Source organism: Variovorax sp. RA8 (assembly GCF_901827175.1).
GTDB lineage: Bacteria > Pseudomonadota > Gammaproteobacteria > Burkholderiales > Burkholderiaceae_C > Variovorax.
Map to the genome: position 1 here is coordinate 2,338,260 of NZ_LR594662.1, position 20,600 is coordinate 2,358,859.

General features: G+C 66.8%; 14 protein-coding genes and 1 pseudogene. 5 read left to right on the forward strand and 10 right to left on the reverse strand.

Annotation, left to right across the window (positions count from 1 at the left end; genetic code table 11):
* The 4 genes from E5P3_RS11165 to gcl form a co-directional block, all read right to left on the reverse strand.
* Window positions 1-2,622 carry a hypothetical protein gene (locus E5P3_RS11165; protein WP_162586031.1) on the reverse strand — a complete coding sequence of 874 codons (2,622 nt, stop codon included), beginning with the start codon at window positions 2,620-2,622 and terminating at the stop codon, window positions 1-3.
* Window positions 2,623-2,752: 130 nt separating this feature from the next.
* Entirely contained in the window at window positions 2,753-3,655 is a 903-nt protein-coding gene (locus E5P3_RS11170) for a 2-hydroxy-3-oxopropionate reductase (RefSeq protein WP_162586032.1), read from the reverse strand.
* Between the two features lie 40 nt (window positions 3,656-3,695).
* Complete coding sequence (gene hyi / locus E5P3_RS11175; RefSeq protein WP_162586033.1) at window positions 3,696-4,475, reverse strand: hydroxypyruvate isomerase; 780 nt, start codon at window positions 4,473-4,475, stop codon at window positions 3,696-3,698.
* Between the two features lie 19 nt (window positions 4,476-4,494).
* On the reverse strand, window positions 4,495-6,288 hold the full coding sequence (gcl, locus tag E5P3_RS11180; RefSeq protein ID WP_162586034.1) for a glyoxylate carboligase: 1,794 nt from the start codon (window positions 6,286-6,288) through the stop codon (window positions 4,495-4,497).
* Window positions 6,289-6,400: 112 nt separating this feature from the next.
* Here gcl and E5P3_RS11185 point away from each other — a divergent pair, with 112 nt between their 5' ends.
* Window positions 6,401-7,303, forward strand: a complete 903-nt coding sequence (locus tag E5P3_RS11185) for a LysR family transcriptional regulator (protein ID WP_162586035.1) — start codon at window positions 6,401-6,403, stop codon at window positions 7,301-7,303.
* Window positions 7,304-7,364: 61 nt separating this feature from the next.
* Here the strand turns inward: E5P3_RS11185 and E5P3_RS11190 are convergent, their stop codons facing one another.
* A complete protein-coding gene (locus E5P3_RS11190; protein WP_162586036.1) occupies window positions 7,365-8,939 on the reverse strand; it encodes a methyl-accepting chemotaxis protein in 1,575 nt (524 codons plus the stop codon).
* Between the two features lie 268 nt (window positions 8,940-9,207).
* Between E5P3_RS11190 and E5P3_RS11195 the strand changes: the two genes are divergently transcribed.
* Entirely contained in the window at window positions 9,208-10,305 is a 1,098-nt protein-coding gene (locus E5P3_RS11195; protein WP_162586037.1) for a cupin-like domain-containing protein, read from the forward strand.
* Between the two features lie 58 nt (window positions 10,306-10,363).
* Here the strand turns inward: E5P3_RS11195 and E5P3_RS36130 are convergent, their stop codons facing one another.
* A complete protein-coding gene (locus E5P3_RS36130) occupies window positions 10,364-13,498 on the reverse strand; it encodes a galactose oxidase early set domain-containing protein (protein ID WP_162586038.1) in 3,135 nt (1,044 codons plus the stop codon).
* Between the two features lie 572 nt (window positions 13,499-14,070).
* Here E5P3_RS36130 and E5P3_RS11205 point away from each other — a divergent pair.
* From E5P3_RS11205 to E5P3_RS11215, 3 genes and pseudogenes are all read left to right on the forward strand, one after another.
* A pseudogene (locus tag E5P3_RS11205) lies at window positions 14,071-14,712 on the forward strand (two-partner secretion domain-containing protein); the annotation flags it as partial.
* 823 nt (window positions 14,713-15,535) lie between these two features.
* Window positions 15,536-16,174 carry a DUF637 domain-containing protein gene (locus tag E5P3_RS36460; RefSeq protein ID WP_232073460.1) on the forward strand — a complete coding sequence of 213 codons (639 nt, stop codon included), beginning with the start codon at window positions 15,536-15,538 and terminating at the stop codon, window positions 16,172-16,174.
* Complete coding sequence (locus tag E5P3_RS11215) at window positions 16,167-17,105, forward strand: PoNi-like cognate immunity protein (protein ID WP_162586040.1); 939 nt, start codon at window positions 16,167-16,169, stop codon at window positions 17,103-17,105. Before E5P3_RS36460 ends, E5P3_RS11215 begins: the two co-directional genes overlap by 8 nt.
* A gap of 43 nt (window positions 17,106-17,148) precedes the next feature.
* Here the strand turns inward: E5P3_RS11215 and E5P3_RS11220 are convergent, their stop codons facing one another.
* From E5P3_RS11220 to E5P3_RS11235, 4 genes are all read right to left on the reverse strand, one after another.
* A complete protein-coding gene (locus tag E5P3_RS11220; protein ID WP_162586041.1) occupies window positions 17,149-17,301 on the reverse strand; it encodes a hypothetical protein in 153 nt (50 codons plus the stop codon).
* Window positions 17,302-17,412: 111 nt separating this feature from the next.
* Window positions 17,413-18,918: a carotenoid oxygenase family protein gene (locus E5P3_RS11225; protein ID WP_162586042.1), complete on the reverse strand. Its 1,506-nt coding sequence runs from the start codon at window positions 18,916-18,918 to the stop codon at window positions 17,413-17,415.
* Window positions 18,919-18,926: 8 nt separating this feature from the next.
* Window positions 18,927-19,337: a DUF2141 domain-containing protein gene (locus tag E5P3_RS11230; RefSeq protein ID WP_162586043.1), complete on the reverse strand. Its 411-nt coding sequence runs from the start codon at window positions 19,335-19,337 to the stop codon at window positions 18,927-18,929.
* Window positions 19,338-19,476: 139 nt separating this feature from the next.
* A complete protein-coding gene (locus E5P3_RS11235; protein ID WP_162586044.1) occupies window positions 19,477-20,541 on the reverse strand; it encodes an AI-2E family transporter in 1,065 nt (354 codons plus the stop codon).
* Window positions 20,542-20,600: the final 59 nt, after the last annotated feature.

The window sequence follows — 20,600 nt, forward strand, 5'->3', positions numbered from 1 at the left end:
TCATTCCGCCCATACCCGGCGGATCGAGTGCGGCGCGAGTTCGATGTCTTCGTCCGGTTCGGTCTCGAATCCCGATGAGGCTACGGAATCGGAATCCGTTTCGCTGATTTGTCGGTCGTCGGGCTCGTACCTTTCGGTTCTCGGTGTGTAGAGATCTTGAGGCGTTTGGGGCTCTCGAAGAGGGGGAAGGGTTCTTTCGGCTCCCGGTCGGTAGACCCCACCTCCTCGTGCGTCTTCACTGTGCTTCAGGATCAGCGCCCAGTAGACAATGAAGATGCCGAACCCGGCCACCAGGTTCCAGATCGTCAGCTGAGTGTTTTCGTCGTTGTCCTTGATCCTGTCCCCCATCAAGGCAGTCATGAGGACCAGGAGAGCGTGGACGGAGCCGTTCGCGCTTTGCCGGGCGGCATCGGTGACGAGCAGTTGTCTGCACAAGCGCTCGACCGCCTCCATGACTGAACTCACATTGGCGGGCAGAAACCCAAGTCCAATGCGAACCCCTTCGGTGTCCTGGCGCCTCTTCTCGGCAACGTCCTCGTTCAGTTGCTTCAGAAGCTCGGATGGAAGAATTGTCGGTTTGTCACTGGCAATCGAGGCCATCACGTCCTGCTCGACGGAGGTGAGCTTCGAGCCTGGGAGATAAATTCTCACGAACTCGTACGTGTATAGCTCTTCCACGATGGCCTCGCGTTCCTTCGACGTCAAACCACCGTGCAATCGGCATGTGTTCCTGATCATCTGGGCAAAACGAGTGAAGTCCGGTGTCTTCACATTGGATTGCAGAGTGGATATCGGAGGCAGTCTTGCGGGCTTCAGCGCGGTGTCACTGATGAATTCGCGCACCAGAAGCTTCAGCAACTCCTTTTCTTCTGCGCTCAGCCCGCTCGGGTCTGCACGCTGCAGCTCTTGCCATTTTTCCGCGTACTGATCAACTTCTTTTTGGAGTTCTGCCAAGTCTCGGCTTTGCTCCTTGTCGATTCGACCCACCGCGAGACTTTTCAGTCGATCCAGCTCACGTGCCTTCTTGTAGACGCCGAGCTCTTTCTCGATGTCTTTCACGCGCGCTAACTGCTCCGCGTCATAGCAGTTCGGGTCTTTGCTCAATGCCCCCCACATGTGCGTCAAATTTTTTGTCTGTTGATACACCCGAAGCGCCTTGCGAAGACTCTCCAGGTAGTGCTGGTGCGCCTCGTCAAGCTGATCCTTTCCGAGATTCTTCATGCGCTTGAACTCTCGTTGGTACAACTCGAGGTTCTTCGCGTCGATCTTTTGCCGGCGTTCCTGGCGAGGTGTCTTCAGCAGCTCCTTGGCCACATCGGTCAGCTCGCCGATGTACCCGGAGTGCGCGGCCTCCTCTTGCATGTTGGGCGCTTCCTTTTTCCGGTATTTCCAGGTCTGGATCCACCTCAGGATGGTCGGCAGGATCACCTCGTCCCCAACCTCGACAGCGGCCCACGTCATGGCGTTTCCCACGGAGGCGGGAAGATCCAGGACAGCGGTCTGGAGGGCTGCAAGATGTTCCGGCATCATCCTCTCGGTTTCATTGCCTGTGCGAGGGAGGGCACCGGCGCCGGCGGTCGGCAGTGTTTTGCCTATGAACACTCCCGCAAACGCATTGAGCAAGCCGTAGAGGCCTCCAGATGTGACTACACCGAGCGTTGAAACGGATTCGACGTTGTCGTTTAAAGTGACCCAGAAGTTCAAGCCATCGCGAGCGAGGCAGTAGAAAGCCACAGGCGAAAACTTCAAGGCCAACCTGGCCAGCACGTCGGTCTCGTAGCAGGCCAGCAGCAGGCCGAGGTACAGCATGCCCAGCCACAGGCGCGAAATGACGCTCGTTGGGTTGGCGGTGCCCAGAACGCCGGAGAGGATGCCACCCAGAACGTTGAGTGCCGGGGCAAGGGTGAGAGCCAGGATACCCGCAATGCGCAGCGAGCCTTCCTGGCCGCCGAGCGCTTCGGCTTTGGCTACCTCGAAGGCGACGGCATCTTGAATGAGTTTGGCCAGAAGCACGAACAAGAAGGTACGCGCCATCACATTGGCCGTATTGGCGGCCAATCGGCCGGCATCGCTGCGGAAGTCATTGCGCGCGACCGCGCCGAGACAGTCGATCAGCAGGCAGCGCCGTTCCTGCCTGGCGTCGGCCCCCTGTCCTTCATGGTTCGCCACCGCCGGCTGCATGCATTTCACAAGGTGCCGGACATCGGCGGACAACTCGTCGTCGTCGTCTGAAAGTTCTGGCGCGTCGTGGCCCGCGGGATCGACGATCAGGCCCTCTGCATAGGTGGTGATCGCGTTCAGCGCCCGGATGTCCTGCTGAGGCAAGCTCCGCTGCACTCTACGGAGGGCGCGGGGCAGGTCCTTTGTGGCGATGCGATTGATGTGCGGCAACGCCGACTGTCTGACCAGACCACGCTCTGTGGCGGCCATGCGTTTGTCAAATGTCTCCTTGATCTCCGCGATGGGGATTGTGAGTGTAGGGATTTCGCGCCTTGCCGGAATCTCATCCATCGAACGGCCGCCGCCTTGCGGTTCTGTTCGTGGCGTCTCGGGTGGCGCTTTGGGTGGTGTATTGGTGCTGTAGGAGTGGGAACTGCTGGTGGAGCTGGAGCTGCGATGCATCGAGGGCCTTCTTGATTGATTGGGGAAGGCCGTGTCTAACCGCGATGCGCAACACGGTCAAAATTTGTCGCAACTTTGTCGCGCTTTGTCGCGACCTTCTCGCACGCGGCCGCACCTGCCCGCGCTCTGCTCAGCCCTCGCGCGCCACAGGATGCTGTGCCAAGGCCTCCAATGCCAGAACGAGGGCCGAATGATCATCCTGCCCATGGCCCAGCGCCGCGCACGCATTCATGAGCTGCGCCGCACCGGCGGTCTGCGGCAGCGCGACACCCAGCGAGCGAGCGCTCTGCATCGCAAGGTTCAGATCCTTCTGGTGCAGCGAGATTCGGAAGCCCGGCGCGAAGGTGCGCTTGATCATCCGCTCGCCGTGCACCTCGAGGATGCGCGAAGAGGCGAAGCCGCCCATCAGCGCCTGGCGCACCTTGGCCGGGTCCGCACCGGCCTTGCTGGCGAAGACCAGTGCCTCGCCCACGGCCGCGATGTTCAGCGCCACGATGATCTGGTTGGCCACCTTGCACACTTGGCCGTCGCCCGCGGTGCCGACCAGCGTGACGTTCTTGCCCATCTTCTCGAGCAGAGGCCGCACGCGTCCGAAGACGCCTTCGTCGCCGCCGCACATGATGGTCAGGCTGGCCGCCTTGGCGCCCACCTCGCCGCCCGAGACCGGCGCATCGACATAGCCGCACCCCAGTTCCTCGATGCGCTTCGCGAAGCCCTTGGTCGCGATCGGATCGATGGAGCTGCAGTCCACCACCGTTTTGCCCTTGGTCAAGGCCGAGGCCACGCCGTTCTCGCCGAACAGCACCTTCTCCACATCGGGCGTGTCGGGGACCATGATGAAGATCACGTCGGCCTGCTTCGTCACATCGGCAGCCGAGCTGCACACGATGGCGCGCGAGCCGAGGGGCTCGGGCACCGGCCCGTGCGTGTTGACGAAGAGCGTGTGGCCTGCGTCGAGCAAATGCCCCGCCATGGGCGCGCCCATGATGCCGAGGCCGATGAAACCGATCTTTTGGGATGTCGTGGTGGACATGCGATGAATTCCTTGTCTTGTCTGTCTGTCGTTATTGGCGTTACTGGGTGAGGGCGGTGCGCCATCCGAGCCCGTCGAAGGTGTCGCTCTTCGGCTTGTATTCGCAGCCGATCCAGCCGGTGTAGCCGGCGCCATCGATGTGCTTGAAGAGCCACGGGTAGTTGATCTCCCCCGTGCCGGGCTCGCCGCGCCCCGGGTTGTCGGCCAGCTGGATATGGCCGATGCGGGCCATGTTCTTGGTGATCGTGGCGGCCAGCTCGCCTTCCATGCGCTGTGCGTGGTAGATGTCGTACTGCAGCAGCAGGTTGGCCGAACCCACCTCGTCGATGATCGACAGCGCCTGGTCGGTGCGAGTGAGGAAGAAGCCGGGAATGTCGAAGTGGTTGACCGGCTCGATCAGCAGCATGATCCCGGCGCTCTGCAGTTCGCGGGCGGCGAAGCGCAGGTTCTCCACCGCAACCTGCCGTGCCTCCTGCGCGCTCACGCCCGGTGGCAGCTTGCCCAGCAGGCAGTTGAGCTTGGGGCAGCCCAGCGCCGTCGCGTAGTCGATGGCCATGCCCACACCCTCGCGGAACTCGCCCACGCGGTCGGGGTGGCAGGCGATGCCGCGCTCGCCCCCCTCCCAGTTGCCCGCGGGCAGGTTGTGCAGCACCTGCTGCAGGCCGTTGGCGCGCAACGCGGCGGCGAGCTCCTTCTTGTCGAAGGGGTAGGGGAACAGGTATTCGACAGCCTTGAAGCCGGCCTTGGCGGCGGCTTCGAAGCGCTGCATGAAGGGCAGCTCGGTGAACAGCATCGTCAGGTTGGCGGCGAAGCGCGGCATCTCGTGGGTCTCCTCTGAATCAATCCAGCATCGCCGCGGCAACGGCGGTCGGTGCGTCCTCGGGGTTCTCGGCCAGCGCCTCGAACTCGTTGATGGCGTCGATCTCGGTGCCCATCGCGATGTTGGTCACGCGCTCCAGCATCACCTCGATGACCACCGGCACGCCGAACTCGGCCATCAACTGCTCGGCGCGCTGGATGGCGGGCTTCATCTCCTCCTGCTTGTAGACGCGCAGCGCCTTGCAGCCCAGGCCCTCGACCACCTTCAGGTGATCGACGCCGTAGTCGCGCTCGATACCGCTCTGCTCGGTGGCGTTGATGTTCTCGAAGCCCAGCTGCACGCAGTAGTCCATCTCGAAGCCGCGCTGCGCCTGGCGGATCAGGCCCAGGTAGGAGTTGTTGACCACGATGTGGATGTACGGCAGCTTGAACTGCGCGCCCACGGCCAGCTCCTCGATCATGAACTGGAAGTCGTAGTCGCCCGAGAGCGCGACGATCTTGCGCGACGGGTCGGCGGCACGCACGCCGAGCGCGGCGGGAATGGTCCAGCCCAGCGGGCCGGCCTGGCCGCAGTTGATCCAATGCCGCGGGTTGTAGACGTGCAGGAACTGCGCGGCCGCGATCTGCGAGAGCCCGATGGTGCTCACGTAGCAGGTGTCGTTGTCGAAGTTGCGGTTCATGCACTGGTAGACGCGCTGCGGCTTCATCGGCACGTCCTCGAAGTTGGTCTTGCGCAGCATCGTCTTCTTGCGCTCCAGGCACTCGCCGGCCCATTCGCGGCGACTCGGCATCCGGCCCGCGGCCTTCATTTCCTCGGCCACCTCGACGAAGAGCTGCAAGGCCGCCTTCGCGTCCGAGACGATGCCGAAGTCGGGCGTGAACACCCGGCCGATCTGAGTGGGCTCGATGTCCACGTGCACGAAGGTGCGGCCCTTGGTGTAGACCTCGACCGAGCCGGTGTGGCGGTTGGCCCAGCGGTTGCCGATGCCCAGCACGAAATCGGAAGCGAGCATCGTCGCGTTGCCGTAGCGGTGGCTGGTCTGCAGGCCGCACATGCCGGCCATCAGCGGGTGGTTGTCGGGGATCGCGCCCCAGCCCATCAGCGTGGGGATCACCGGCACGCCGGTCGCCTCGGCGAAGCGCACCAGCAGGTCGCACGCATCGGCGTTGATGATGCCGCCGCCGGCCACGATCAGCGGGCGCTCGGCTGCATTCAGCATGGCGATGGCCTTGTCGATCTGGGCGCGCGTTGCGGCCGGCTTGTAGGGCGTGAGCGGCTGGTAGGTGTCGATGTCGAACTCGATCTGCGCCATTTGCACGTCGAAGGGCAGGTCGATCAGCACCGGGCCCGGGCGGCCCGAGCGCATCAGGTGGAAGGCCTGCTGGAACACCTGCGGTACCTGGCCCGGCTCGCGCACCGTGACCGACCACTTGGTGACCGGCTTGGAGATCGACTCGATGTCCACTGCCTGGAAGTCTTCCTTGTAGAGGCGGGCGCGCGGCGCCTGGCCCGTGATGCAGAGGATCGGAATCGAGTCCGCCCAGGCCGAGTACAACCCGGTGATCATGTCGGTGCCGGCCGGCCCCGAGGTGCCGATGCAAACGCCGATGTTCCCGGCCACCGCGCGGGTGTAGCCCTCGGCCATGTGCGAGGCGCCCTCTACGTGGCGCGCCAGGATGTGGGCGATGCTGCCGTGCTTGCGCAGGGCCGAGTAGAGCGGATTGATGGCGGCGCCGGGCACGCCGAAGGCCTGCGTGACACCTTCTTTTTCCATCACCAGAACGGCGGCCTGGGCCGCGGTCATCTTTGCCATGTGAAGTCTCCTTGGGATGCCTGCACTTTAGGAATTCGAGGCTTCCGGCAGAAGGCGGCGCGGGACCATAAAAGCTATTCCGTGCCGGAATAACTGGGCTACGATGAGCAGGATGGACCGACTGCTTGCCATGGAGATGTTCGTTCGCGTGGTGGAGACCGGCAGCTTCTCCAAGGCCGCACGCGAGTTCAACACCACCCAGCCCACCGTGACCAAGCAGGTCGCGGCCACCGAGGCCCGGTTGAAGGTGCGGCTGCTCAACCGCAACACGCGCGGCGTGAGCCTCACCGAGGCGGGATCGCTCTACTACGACAAGTGCAAGAACATCGTGCGCGAGGCGGAGGAGGCCGAGCACGTCGTGCGCCGTCGCGACTCCCAGGCCCAGGGCCTGCTGCGCATCGGCACCTCGGTCGCCTTCGGCCGGCGCGTGGTGGTGCCGCTGGCGCTGGAGTACATGGCGCGCCATCCGCAGGTGCAGGTGGACCTGAGCTTCGAGGACCGCTACGTGGACCTGATCGCGCAGGGCATCGACGTCGCGGTGCGGATGGGCAAGCTCGCCGATTCCTCGCTGGGCGCTCGCTTCCTCGGCATGAACCCGTGGGTGATCGTGGCGGCGCCGGCCTACCTGAAGAAGCACGGCACGCCGAAGCGCGCGCAGGACCTCAGCGCCCATGTCGCGCTGATCTACAGCAGCGTCGTGGGCGATGATGTCTGGCGCATGCGCACGCCCAAGGGTGAGCCGGTGACGGTGCCGGTCACCGGCCGCCTGCGCTCCAACAACCTCTCTGCGGTGCTGGCCGCGGCGCGCGAGGGGCTGGGCATCGCGCTGATGCCGCGCTACGTGGCGAGCGACTCGCTGGCGGCGGGGCGGGTGATGGAGGTGCTGCCGGGCCATGCGCTGCCGGAGCAGGAAATCCATGCGGTCTTTCCGTCGCCGAAGCTGGTGCCGGGAAAGGTGTCGGGCTTCGTGGCCTTCTTGCAGGGGCGCTTCGGCGAGGGGTGGTGGCAGGGCTGATCCGCGGGGGCCGTCGGTCGGTCACGCGGATCGTCGCCGAGGCAACGGACTGGTGATGCCGTCAGGCCGCGGCGAGCGCCCGCTGCTGCTCATCCAGCCTGAACACGCCCACCACCTCCGACAGCTTGCCCGCCTGGTCCTGCAGCGAGCTTGCCGCGGCCGCCGCCTCTTCCACCAGCGCCGCGTTCTGCTGCGTCACCTGGTCCATCTGCGTGATCGCCTGGTTGATCTGCTCGATGCCCTGCGTCTGCTCGTGGCTCGCCGCGCTGATCTCGCCCACGATGTCGGTCACGCGGCGGATGCTGCCGACGATTTCTTCCATCGTCTTGCCGGCTTCGCCCACCAGCGCGGTGCCGGCGTCGACCTTGCCCACCGAGTCGTCGATCAGGCCCTTGATTTCCTTGGCGGCTGCAGCCGAGCGCTGCGCGAGGTTGCGCACCTCGGACGCCACCACCGCGAAGCCCCGGCCCTGCTCGCCGGCCCGCGCCGCTTCCACCGCAGCGTTGAGCGCGAGGATGTTGGTCTGGAAGGCGATGCCGTCGATCACGCCGATGATGTCCACGATCTTCTTGGACGAGGCGTGGATCGAGGCCATGGTGTCCACCACCTGGCCGACCACGCTCCCGCCCTTCACCGCCACTTCGGAGGCCGAGAGCGCCAGTTGGTTCGCCTGCCGCGCGTTGTCCGCGTTCTGCTTGACGGTGGAGGTCAGCTCTTCCATCGACGCGGCCGTCTGTTCCAGCGAACTGGCCTGCTCCTCGGTGCGCGACGAGAGATCCTGATTGCCAACGGCAATCTGCGTGCTGCCCGACGAGACATTGACCACCACGCCCTGCACCTGCTGCAGCGCGTGCTGCAGCGCGCCCCGCATGCGGTCGATGGCCTGCAGCAGCCGGCCGGTCTCATCACCGGCATAGCGGGCCTGCGGCCGGCCGCTCAGGTCCATGTCGGCGATGGCGCCGGCGGCGCTTTGCGCCAGGCGCAGCGGGCGCGTGATGCTGCGCGCCAGGTACCAGGCCAGCATCGTGCCGACGACGAGCGACAGCGCGGAGCAGACGACCAGCATCATCGTGGTCTGGACCCGCAGGGCCTCCGCGCGCTGTGCCGCGGCGTCGAGGCCGGCGCGCTGCAGATCGACCATCTGCTTCACGCCCGCGAGGTAGGCGACCGAGGTCGGCTCGAAGCGCGCATCGAAGACCCGGCCCGCGCCCTCGAGGTCGCCGGCCAGCTTGAGGCGGCTCACCTCCTCGCGCGCGGCCAGGTAGCCTTTGCGCAGCTCGCCGACCTTCTCGAACAACTCGCGCTCCTCGGGCGCGGTCATCTGCGACTCGATGAACTTCTGCAGCTCGTTGGTGTCCTTGATGGCCGCTGCAGTGTGCGGCGCGAAGTAGGCGATCAGCGCGGTGTCGCTGCTCTTGGCGATGGCCGCGGCGCGCTGCACGCCCGAGGTGGTGTGGCGCAGCCAGTCGGACGCGGCGCGCTCGGTCTTGACCTTCTGTTCGGTCATTTGGGTGATCTCCCCGCCCAGCTGCTGCAGCTTGAGCGCCGAGACTGCGCTGCTGGCCAGGAAGAGGGCGAGGATGAGGCCGAGCACGATGGCCAGGCGCTTGCCGATGGAAAGATTGTCTAGTAGCACGATGAACTCCGGGCGAATGGGGGAAGCGATGAATGCGGCAGCGCCGGAACGCCTCGCCGCCCCGGCGGGGAACGCGAAGGTCCTCGGCCGAAGCCCCGTAGAGCTCTATCGGCAGCCCGGGCTGGAACTTGAGGAGTACCGGCCGGGCGATGTGCCCGCCGATGTCGCCGCTGCGTTACCGACCCACGGCGTCGAAGCCGCTGCGCACAGCAGGAAGTCGCGGGTTCGGCACACAATCGCAGGCGCACAGTGCGCAGGAGATTTCCTCATGAATCCATCGATGCCGCCTGCTCCGCCGCGCCCGCCCGGGAGCCAGTCAGAGAAGGCACCGCCGGTGCCAGCGGGCGCACCCCTGACGCCCGAATGGCTGCGATGGGCCGCTGAACAGTTGCTGCGCGGCTGCACGCCGGAATCGGTCCTGGCCTCCATGATCGCTGCCGGCCTCGACCCGCAAGCCAGCGCGGAGCTGATTGAACTGGTGCCCGGCAACGCCGTCTACGTCGCGGCCGAGGGCCGGGCGCAGCAACTGCGCAAGCTCGAGTCCACGCTGGCCAACCTGCAGCTGCTCTGGGAGATCGACCCGATGTACAGCATCGTGGACAAGCGCGTGTCGGTCAGCGAGGAGGAGTTCATCGAGCGCTATGTGCGAGGCTGCCGGCCGCTGGTGCTCACGGGCCATACGCGGGACTGGCCTGCGATGCAGCGATGGTCGCCAGACTATCTGAAAGAGCGCTTCGGCCATCTCGATGTCGAGGTCCAGGCCGAACGCCAGGCGAATCCACGCTACGAGGAAGACAAGGCGTCGCACCGGCGGAACGTTCGCCTGGGCGATTTCGTCGACCAGGTGCTGGGCGGCGGCGAAACCAACGACTACTACCTCACCGCCAACAACGAAGCATTGCGGCGGCCCGACTTCGCTCCTCTGCTGGAGGACATCGGCAGCCTGCCGCCGTGTTGCATTCGCGCGGAACTGGCCGAGCGGTCGTCCTTCTGGTTCGGGCCGGCCGGCACCGTGACCCCCTTGCACCACGACACGCTGATGCTGTTCCACACGCAGGTTGTCGGGCGCAAGCGCTGGCGCCTCATCTCGCCCTTGCAGGGGCCACGCCTGTACAACACGAACGGGGTCTTCAGCCCCATCGACCTGGACGCGGTCGACCTGAGGCAGTTTCCCCTGTTCGCAGGCGTGCGCGTACTTGAAGTCGTGGTCTGGCCGGGCGAGACGATGTTCCTGCCGCTGGCCTGGTGGCATCAGGTGCGTGCGCTGGACGTCAGCGTGTCCTTCTCGTACTCGAACCTGGCCCTGCCGATTCCGAACCTCTTCACCTACTTCGATCCGGTGCCGCGTGCCGTCCCGGATGCTTGATGGAGAGCGCGCCCTGCGGCTGGCGCAGGGCGCACGCTTCGACCTCTGAAGGCCTGGCTCAGGCAACGCGGCACGATTTGACGACAAAGGGCGCCGGGTCGGTGCCGAAAAACGCGTTGGTGCAAGGGACCGTCCCATTGACCGTCTTCTGCACCCAGCGCGTGTCGGCGCCATACCGCACCACGGTCGGCGCCGACACGGTGAAGCTTTGTCCCTCGTTGGCCAGGAATGCGCCCGAGGGCGGCGGCGCTGGGACGGGAGCAGGCGCTGGGGCAGGTGCAGGCGCTGGGGCAGGTGCAGGTGCTGGGGCGGGTGCAGGCGCTGGGGCAGGTGCGGGTGCGGGTGCGGGTGCGGGCGCTGGTGCAGGTGCTGGTGCAGGCGCTGGTGCTGGTGCTGGTGCTGGTGCTGGTGCTGGTGCGGACGCCAGCCTGCAGGACTTCACCACGAACGGTGCCGGGTCGGTGCCGAAGTAGGCATTGGTGCAGGGTACCGTGCCGCTAACCGTCTTCTGCACCCAGCGTGTGTCAGCGCCGTAGGCCACCAGGGTCGGACTCGACACCGTAAAGGTGCCCCCTTCGACGGCCAGCATCGCTCCGGACGGCGGCGGCGCAGGTGCAGGTGCAGGTGCAGGCGCAGGTGCAGGTGCCGGTGCCGGTGCCGGTGCCGGTGCCGGTGCCGGTGCCGGTGCCGGTGCAGGTGCAGGTGCAGGGGCCGGTGCAGGTGCAGGTGCAGGTGCAGGTGCAGGGGCCGGTGCAGGGGCAGGCGCAGGTGCGGGCGCAGGGGCAGGCGCAGGGGCAGGCGCAGGGGCAGGCGCGGGTGCGGGCGCAGGGGCAGGCGCGGGTGCGGGCGCAGGGGCAGGGGCAGGCGCAGGTGCGGGTGCAGGCGCGGTCGCCAGCCTGCAGGACTTCACCACGAAGGGCGCCGGGTCGGTGCCGAAGAACTCGTTGGTACATGGCACCGTGCCGACTACCGCCTTCTGTACCCAGCGCGTGTCGGCGCCATAGGCCACCAGGGTCGAGCTCGACACCGTGAAGGTGCCGCCTTCGACGGCCAGCGTCGCGCCGGACGGTACAGGTGCGGGTGCAGGAGCCGGTGCGGGTGCGGGTGCGGGTGCGGGCGCCGGCGCCGGCGCCGGCGCCGGCGCAGGCGGTGCCGCAGTCCCCGTGTCCGCCACGCAGGACTTGGTCACACCCGGCGCGGGATCGGTGCCGAAGAAGGTTGTGTTGCAGGTGCCTGTACCCGTCACGACCTTGTCGACCCAGCGCGAGTCGACGCCGTAGCTGACCACGGTCGAGCTCGTCGTGCTGAAGGCAGCGCCTTGCGCGGCCACGGTGCGGTCGGCAGTCGTTACCTGGCTGCCCGCCGTCACGCCGCCGGCCTTGGGCGCCAGCACATGGCAAGTCTTGGCGACGTTCGGCGCCGGATTCATCCCGAAGAACTCGCTCCTGCAGCTCACGTTGCCCGTGACCGTCTTGTGGGCCCAGTTGCCGCCCTGCCCGAACTGCACGACGGTGGAAGCCGGCAGCGTGAAGGTGTGGCCCTGGTCGGCCACCTTCGTCCAGCCGCCCTGCACCTTCAGGATCTTCGCGACGGAGGGCACGCCGGCGCTGTCGATCGCGAACAGCATGTAGTAGCCGGCGGGCAGGATGTTCGGGCTCTCGTTGAGGGTGATGTTGACCGTCGAGCTCCCGGCGGCCTGGGTGAAGGGAAGGTTGAGAAAGCGTTGGCCGAAGTCGGTCGAATGCGTCACCGCGCCGGTGCGCACCAGCGTGACGCGCTGGATCGACAGCGGCGACACGACGCTGATCTGGAAGTCGCTGCCGAGGGTCAGCTGGGCCGGGGCCGTGTTGATGATCGGGCGCGCCGCGCGCTGGCCGCTGCTGTCGAACAGGTAGGGCGGCGAATAGATCTCGGCGTTGAGGTTCAGCACCGGCCCGGGCGAGCCGCCGCCGACAGAGAGCACCGTGGCATCGGGCAGCAGCATCGCCGTGGAGTGGTAGAGCCGGGCCTTCTGCGCCGCGTTGCCGGTCGTCCACTGGCCCGTGGCCGGGTTCCAGAGGAGGGCCGTGAACGCGGTGTCGACCAGCTCGTTGTCCTGGGCCGAGCCGCCGGTGACCAGCACCTTGCCGTCGGCCAGCACGGTGGCCGTGCCCCATTCGCGGTTGGGGCCGGGGCCCGCGACGGTGCTGACGACCGGCGTGCGCCCGTTGATGTCGACCACCACCGCGCTGCCGTCGTCGGCCACCATCAGCATCTTGCCGCGGTCGAACATCGCCCAGGGCAGCACCCAATTGAGGAACTTCGGCAGCGTGCCGATCGGTCCCATGGTGGGCGCTTCGGTGTTGATACTGAACATCTGGTTGCTGCTGGCCACGACCACGCGGCCGTTCGGCGCCAGCACGGCGCGGGGATAGAACCAGTCGCCCGGCCAGTTGGGGATGGCCGAGAGCGTGCGCCAGCCCTGGCCCGGCGTGTAGATCTCCGGCACGCCGGAGCCGGCGCCGCCGCCGTCGATGCCTGCCAGCATCAGCGCCCGGCCGTCGGCCAGCGGAACCGCAGTGCCGTACCAGCGCGCATAGGCCATCGGCGGCCCCGCGGTGATGGTGGAGGAGGCCGGATCGTAGAAGTTGACGTCGGCCACGCCGCCGTTGACTTGGTTGGGCGTAATCCCGCGCGTGTCGCCACCCGCCATCAGCACCTGCCCGGCCGGCAGCACGGTCTGGGCGGTGCAGAAGAGGTCGGTGCGCACGCTGTGCTGCAGCAGGCTGTGGGCGTTGGTGGTCGGCGTCCAGACGTCGTAGTAAAGCTGGGCTCCCTGGGCGCCGCTCGGGTCGGTGCCGTAGCTCATGACCTTGCCGTCGGGCGTCAGCACGGCGTGGATGGCATTGATGGGCCAGGTGATAGGTGCCGCCCACTGGCCGCCGGTGTCGGGCGCCACGGCGTCGGCGGCCGCCGCGGCGGCTGCACTCGTGATGGCGCTCGTTGTCGTCGTGGGCGGACCGGCGACGCCCGGACCGCGGTCGACAGGGGCGGGGCGGTCCCGCTCCAGTTCGCGCTGCCGGGCGATGTCCTCGGGCGTCTTGACGGCCTTGCGTGCCCTGACGAGCGAGGTCTTGGCGTCGGCATCGGTGGTAGTGGCGGGCGAGGAGGGATCGGCCATGCTGGCCGCTGCTGCGGCGACAGTCGGAGCCATCCCGCCTTCATCATTCCCGGGGGTGGGGGCGGGGGCCGGGGCGGGTGCGGAGGTATCGGTGGTGCCGGCCGCGGAGCCGGCCAAACCCGTAGTCGCTACACCACCGTCGCTGCCGCCGCCGCCGCATGCCGTGATCACCAGTGGCGCCCACAGGGCCATCCACCTGAAGCCCGAAGCCCGGGGAAACGGCGGCGAGGCAGTTGGCATATCCAACCCCCAAGAAAGGAGAACTTAGAGGTTATACAGCCACCATTCTGAGTGTCGTCCACCAATATATGTAGCGCCAAAGATCTAGGTGGTATCCCTGAGCCCCGATTGAACCGACTGGGAGCCACGCCTTGGACAAGATTGCAACTGATGCACGCCTCGGCGTTCGGGGCATTTGTCATTGAAAGCAGCATGCGCCCGGTCGCAAATGTCGAAGCGCACTGATCAACCAGGACACATTTCAGAGACAAAAGATCAGATTTGATTTGGGCCGATCGGCCCAGAATCCGGCCCCTCGACGGGAGCGAGGGCCGCAAAGCTGAAGCCATGACTTGGCCTTCCCCGGACGCGGGGAGGCCAAGAACTTGAACAAGCACCTTCACAGGATCGTCTTCAACGCTGCGCGCGGCATGCGCATGGTCGTGCAAGAAACGGCGCGCAGCGCGGGCAGAGCCAGCGGCGCCACTTCCGCCCGTATCGGGAGTGCGCTGGCGAGCCTGCTGGTTGCCATGGCGGCGCAGGCGCAGATCGTCGGCGCACCCGGTGTTGCACCGGGCCTCAGGCCCACGGTGCTGGTGGCGCCCAATGGGGTTCCTCTCGTCAACATCCAGACTCCTTCGGCTGCGGGCGTCTCGCGCAACCTCTACCACCAGTTCGACGTCCAGCCGCGCGGCGTCATCCTCAACAACAGCCGCACCGATGCGCAGACCCAGCTGGGTGGCTGGGTGCAGGCCAATCCGTGGCTGGCCAACGGGCCGGCGCGGATCATCCTCAACGAGGTGGTCAGCGGCAACCCCACGCAACTGCGCGGCGCGATCGAGGTCGGCGGCCAGCGCGCCGAGGTCATCGTGGCCAACCCTGCGGGCATCGCCGTCGATGGCGCCACCTTCATCAACGCCAGCCGCGCAACCCTGACCACCGGCACCCCGCAGCTCGATGCGGCAGGCGGCCTGGACGGCTACGTGGTGCGCGGCGGCACCGTGAGCATCGACGGCGCTGGATTGGATGGGTGCGAAGAACGCCATCAGCACCGAAGGCTCGCATGTGAGCGGCACGCAGGGCGTGATGCTCGATGCCGGGCGCCTGCTCAACATCGTCGAGGGGCGCAACACCAGCAGCGCCAGCGCCGACTTCGACAGGAAGCGCTCCAGTCCGATCAAGGACCCGGTCTTCATGCAGAACCGGGCATCCGGCACCGGCATCGACGTCAAGACCGACACCGCCGCGGCGAGCACCCTCACCAGCAGCCAGGGCGGCGTCCTGCTGCGGGGCGGGGCAGTGAACCTGCAGGGCGTGCAGGTCGCAGTTGCCAAGGACATTGCCATCGAAGGCAGCGAGGTCAATATCGTCGGGGCCACGAACCGCAGCCAAGTCAGCGGGGAGCAGCGCCAGCGTGGCGGCGACTTCGGCCCCCTGGGCCTGCACGACCTGGGGCATGGCCTGGGGGCGAAGAGCGCGGACACGCTAAACGCCGAGACCACCACCCTCGCGCGCACGACGCTGAACGGCGCCAACGTCAGCATCAGCGCCACCGGAGCGGATGGCAAAGGGGGTGACCTGCACATCGCCGGCACCACCATCGACACCCCCGGCACCCTGAACCCGAACGCCGGGACCCTGTCCCTGGACACCCAGAGCACGGTGGCCACGCTGGAGACCGGCAGCCAGCGCAAGGACTTCTCGTGGCAGCAGCAGGCATCGCGCGGCAGCAGCGACGAGACCACGCACTACAACCTGTTCAATGTCGGCACGCTGGCGGTCGACGCCCATCGGGTACAGGCCGGGCTGGGCGCGAGGGACAGCCTCGACCAGCTCGCCAGGCAGCCGGGCATGGGCTGGATCGAGCAGCTCAACGCCGATCCCAATCTCAGCGGCAAGGTCGACTGGGCCAGGGTCGAGGAGGCGCACCGCAACTGGGACTACAAGCAGCAGGGCCTCACGCCCGAGGGCGCGGCCATCGTGACGCTGGCGGTGGCGTACTTCACGGCCGGAGCGGCATCGGGCCTTGGCGCCAGTGCCGGCACGGCCGTGGGTGGGACAGCCGGCACAGTCGCCGGGGGCGCGGTCACGGCCGGCGTCACCGCGCTGGCGAGCCAGGCGAGCGTGGCGTTGATCAACAACCGGGGCGATATCGGTGGGGCGCTGAACGACCTGGGGTCCAGCGCCAGCGTCAAGAGCCTGCTGACAGCCATCGCCACGGGCGGGGTGCTGGCGGGGCTGAACCTCGATCCGACGGGCTTGCCGACAACGGGAGGCGGAGCGCAGCCCTTCATGACGCAGCTCAGGCAGAACCTCACGGCAGGCGCGGCCCGAGCCGTGATCGACACGGCCATCAATGGCGGCAGCTTCGAGGAGAACCTGAGGGACGGTCTGAGGACTGCGCTACTGGACACCGTTGCCGCGCAAGGTGCCAATGCGATCGGCGACAACTTCGAGGGCTTCACCAACAAGGTAGCTCAAGATGACTAGAGATGCGCTGACCACAGCTGGCTACTTGGATCAATGGATCAAGTTCTTTGAATCATCCATTTCGGACAGCATCCAACGGATCTCCGAGCCCTCAAAGAACCCAGCATATCGGCCGCAGTATGTTCGAGACTTAGCCTTCATGCACGCGAAGGTGATGTATTACCGCTATTCTCGTGGCGACCCAACCTCCGACTTGGCCCAATACTTCGACCCGCTACTTCTCTTTTGGGAAGAGTCGGAACGTCTAGGTAAGGGCGTTTGGACGCCAGAACAGAAGTACAAGCGGCAAACATGGTCCGTCAACATCGATCAGTACATCGACTGCTTTTGGTTGATTGGTTTGGCGCTTGCACTAGATATCTCAGAGTCGCAGTGGCGGCGGCTAGTTTCCCTGTGCGGCAATGATGGCGAGGACCGGCTGTTGGACCGAATCATTGCCACCAGATCGCCGCAACGCAAGATTGGCCACGCGCTGATTTACCCCAAGCCATACCAAGGACTTTTGGAGGCGATCGACGCATCGTCCAACATGCAGGCGCTCAAGCTTAGCGAGTTTGTCGGACTCTGGTACAAGGAACTGGCTGGCGCCGTGAAGTCGGGAAGGCGCACGCAAGCGTATTCCTCTCGGGTCCCTTATTGGTATGAGTACCACAAGCCAATGAGGGGTGCGTACTTCGGCTACTGGTGCGTCGAGGCGGTGGCTGCCGTGAAAGCGTTCGGCCTGGACGACAGCCTCTGCGTAGGACACCCTCATTATCCGGGCGATCTTCTTCGCCCCGAACAGGTCACAGCGCCCGACGTGTCGCGCCTCCTGCCCGACTTGGCGGCAACGATCGGCGCTCCACCTGAACCGCCGTTCACAGGTGAGCCGCGTCACCTTACAAAGTGGGAAGCGTTCAAGATGCTGGTCAAGAGCAAGCTGAACTCCTAGCGAGACATCGGCGGGACCAACGATGCGCGAGACAGCCTGTCGTTCAGGCGGCCGCGACGTCAACATCCGCACCACGACCACCACCAACCAAGTCGGCCCGAACGGCAACATCCGAATCGACCGCGTGGCGGGCCTCTATTGAGGAGAAACCAAAGGACGAGTTGAAGAACGCGATCCTGGTGGAGTTCGGGGCCATGATGTGTCCTTGAAAAGGAGGCAACTTCACTCGGCCAAGAGCCGCATCGATCTGCACACTGCTGGAACAAGACAGGTTGCTTCGGGACGAATTCGAGGCAGTTCATTCCCCTTAAGCCGCCACGAATGCCCCGTGCAACCCCAGCGGCAAGGCGCGGGGCAGGACCGCCTGCGCCACCGGCCCCGCGCCCAGCCGGTCAGCCTCGAAGCAGGACAGCACCGTCTTCCCTCGCGCCAGGTCGAGCACGGTTCCCAGAACCCAGCCCGGCCGCCGGCCGTCGGGCACGAAGACATGCTCCTCCACCATCGCCTGCGGCCCGTACACGAAGCGCTGCGAGCGGCCGGTCTCGACATCGGTGCGCGCGATCGCGCCGAAGCCCGGCCGCCCCTTCACCTGCTGCGTCGCATGCACCACGCTGCGGTGACGCAGCCCCACGCGGCGCGGATCGATGCGCGGGAACTCCGCCTCGAGTTCCAGGACGTTCTGCGTGGCGCGGCCGGTGCCGAGGTCCAGGGTGGCCACGGTCAGGCGGGGTTCGGCGCTCCTCACCAGGCGCCCGCGCATCAGTTCGCGGTTGGTGGTGAAGATCGAGCTCGCATCCTCCGAGCGCGCGTAGTCGATGTGGATCCGCGTGCCGCCCGGCGTGGCCTCTTCCCATGCGTTGCCCACATGGAACAGGAAGCCGGCCGGCAGCGTCAGCAACTGCCGCTTGTCCCAGTCCTTCTTGTCGATGACGAGGGCACGCATGCCCAGCTCGGGCCGCCACACGTGCGCATCGAGGAAGCTGGTACCAGCGGCCCGTCGCTTGCCCTCGCTGTCGTAGACCAGCGGCGGCATCAGGAAGACCAGGTGCCGCTCGGTCACGGCGAAGTCGTGGACCATCGGCAGGTCGGCCACCGGCACCGCGGCGGCGCGGCGCAACCGGCCCTCGGGCCCGATCTCGTAGAGCGCCAGCAGCGCCTGGGCGCTGCCGATGCCGAAGTTCCAGACCGTGCCGTCCGGGTCCACCTTGGGGTGGGCCGAGAAGGGCATGCCTGCGAGGTCGGCGCGCCAGGTCTTCGGGCCCAGCGTGTCGAGCGTGCGCGCGTCGATGCGCGTGGCGGAGCCACCTTCCCACAAGGCGAGCACTTCGCCCTGCAGCGGCAGCACGCTGGTGTTGGCGACATTGATGCTGTCGGCCGATGTGGGCGGCTCGACGCCCGGCGGCACCGTGCCGAAGGCCTCGGTCAGCCGCCGGCCGGCGCGCACCTCGGCCACGCGCTTGGGCGTGGCGACGTAGCGGCCCTGGTGATGCACCTGGCGTCCCTCGATGACGAGGCGCTGCACCATGCCGTCGCCGTCGAACCAGTGGTGGTAGCGCTGGCCGCCCAGGTCGTGGCCGGCCGGGCCGATGCGGTAGAGCGTGCCGGCCACTGCGTCGGGAAAGCGCCCGCGCACCTGGGCGGGCGCCAGCGGCAGGTCGCCCGGCGCAGAGGCGAAGCCCAGCTTCCACGGAGCGTCGGAGGCTTCGAAGTCGGACTGCCAGTCGTCGGCCGTGGCCGCGTGGGCGAGCAGCGGAGCGAGGAGGGGTGTCGCGCCGGCCGTGGCCAGCAGGCGCAGGAGTTCGCGTCGTTGCATGGCTCGCCTCAGCGCAGGTGGATCACGGTCTGGAGATCGGCATTCAGCTGGAGCGCCGCCGCGTCGAAGCCCGGTGCCCCGCGGTCGCCCTTGGCATCGTTGGAGAAGCCGTAGCGCTCGGTGGGCAGGCCCATCAGGTTGGTGTCGAGCTTGCCGTTGCCGTTCTCGTCGGCGAACACGCGCAGCGCGTAGCGCCCTGGGGCCAGGCCGGGGAAGGAGAGCCTGGCCGCGCCGGCGCTGGCCTGCACGATCTGCGCGGCCACCGTCTTGTTGCTCTCGTAGCCTTGGGCGCTGTCGTAGAGCGCCACGTAGAGCGGTGTCGGTGCCGCAGGGCCGTCGACGACGCTCACATGCAGGTCGGCCGCCAGCGCGCCCAGCGGGGCGAGCAGGGCGGCGGCGAGGAGGGGAAGCTTGTTCATGAGGGCCTCTTGGAAAGTGAGGCCCCGACGATCGCGCAGGCAGGCCGCGCTGCCCAGCGCGATGCGACGAGATGCGGGATCGCGGCGCGAAGCGCCTTGTCGCGCGAGCGAAGCGCCGAGAATCCGGGGGAGGGCGGTTCTAGGGCGGCCCCGCAGCCTCTTCGTTCGACGAAGCGAACAGGTCCCAGGTCGCCATGAAAAGCGCCGCCACCACCGGCCCGATGACGAAGCCGTTCACCCCGAACAGCGCCATGCCGCCCACCGTGGACATCAGCACGATGTAGTCGGGCATCTGCGTGTCCTTGCCCACCAGGATCGGGCGCAGCACGTTGTCGACGAGGCCGATCACCACCACGCCGAAGACGATCAACGCGACGCCTTCCCAGACGTGGCCGGTCGCCAGGAAATAGATGGCCACCGGCAGCCAGATCAGCGCCGCCCCGACCGCGGGCAGCAGCGAGAGAAAGGCCATCAGCGCTGCCCACAGCAGCGCGCCCTGCACGCCCAGCACCCAGAAGGCCAGCCCCCCCAGGGCGCCTTGCACGGCGGCCACCGCCACGTTGCCCTTGACGGTGGCGCGGATCACGGTCGTGAACTTGTTGAGCAGGAAGTGCGTGTGTGGCCGCGCTATCGGCAGCGCCTCGCGGATGAGCTTCGACAGCGCGGCGCCGTCGCGCAGCAGGAAGAACAGCATGTAGAGCATCAGCGCGAAGCTCACCACGAAATCGAAGGTGTTCTGCCCGATATTGAGCGCCTGCGTGGCGACCAGTTGGCCGGTCTGGGCGGCGCCCTGCGCGATCCGGGACAGCATCGCCTCCACGTTGCCCAGGCCGAAGCGGTCGAGCAGGTTGAGCAGCCACTGCGGCATGGCGCCGAGGACCTGCTGGAAGTAGCGCGCAAAGTTGATTTCGCCCGTGCGGATGCGCTGCGTCACCAGCGAGGCCTCCTGCACCAGCGAGACCGTCACCATCGCCAGCGGGATGATCACGATCACCAGGCAGATCGCCAGGGTGGCCAGCGCTGCCAGGTTGTGGCGCCCCGGCATGCGCTTGAGCAGCCGCCTGTAGAGCGGGGTAAACAGGATGGCCAGCGCCACGGCCCAGAGCACCGCGCCGAAGAAGGGCAGCAGGATCCAGAAGAAGGCGGCCGTCACGGCCGCGAGCAGGAGGAGGAAGACCGTGCGCTGCAGATCGGGTGAATTCATGGCCCGGCGACTGTAGCCGAGGCCGGGCCATGGGCCTGTCAGCGGGCAGCCCGTGCCGG

Coding starts and splice junctions, on each gene's coding strand:
- E5P3_RS11215 (WP_162586040.1), top strand. CDS start 16,167: ATGACTAGAGATGCGCTGACCACAGCTGGCTACTTGGATCAATGGATC.
- E5P3_RS11220 (WP_162586041.1), bottom strand. CDS start 17,301: ATGGCCCCGAACTCCACCAGGATCGCGTTCTTCAACTCGTCCTTTGGT.
- E5P3_RS11235 (WP_162586044.1), bottom strand. CDS start 20,541: ATGAATTCACCCGATCTGCAGCGCACGGTCTTCCTCCTCCTGCTCGCG.
- E5P3_RS11165 (WP_162586031.1), bottom strand. CDS start 2,622: ATGCATCGCAGCTCCAGCTCCACCAGCAGTTCCCACTCCTACAGCACC.
- E5P3_RS36130 (WP_162586038.1), bottom strand. CDS start 13,498: ATGGCTCCGACTGTCGCCGCAGCAGCGGCCAGCATGGCCGATCCCTCC.
- E5P3_RS11185 (WP_162586035.1), top strand. CDS start 6,401: ATGGACCGACTGCTTGCCATGGAGATGTTCGTTCGCGTGGTGGAGACC.
- E5P3_RS11170 (WP_162586032.1), bottom strand. CDS start 3,655: ATGTCCACCACGACATCCCAAAAGATCGGTTTCATCGGCCTCGGCATC.
- gcl (WP_162586034.1), bottom strand. CDS start 6,288: ATGGCAAAGATGACCGCGGCCCAGGCCGCCGTTCTGGTGATGGAAAAA.
- E5P3_RS11230 (WP_162586043.1), bottom strand. CDS start 19,337: ATGAACAAGCTTCCCCTCCTCGCCGCCGCCCTGCTCGCCCCGCTGGGC.
- E5P3_RS36460 (WP_232073460.1), top strand. CDS start 15,536: ATGGGCTGGATCGAGCAGCTCAACGCCGATCCCAATCTCAGCGGCAAG.
- E5P3_RS11225 (WP_162586042.1), bottom strand. CDS start 18,918: ATGCAACGACGCGAACTCCTGCGCCTGCTGGCCACGGCCGGCGCGACA.
- E5P3_RS11195 (WP_162586037.1), top strand. CDS start 9,208: ATGAATCCATCGATGCCGCCTGCTCCGCCGCGCCCGCCCGGGAGCCAG.
- hyi (WP_162586033.1), bottom strand. CDS start 4,475: ATGCCGCGCTTCGCCGCCAACCTGACGATGCTGTTCACCGAGCTGCCC.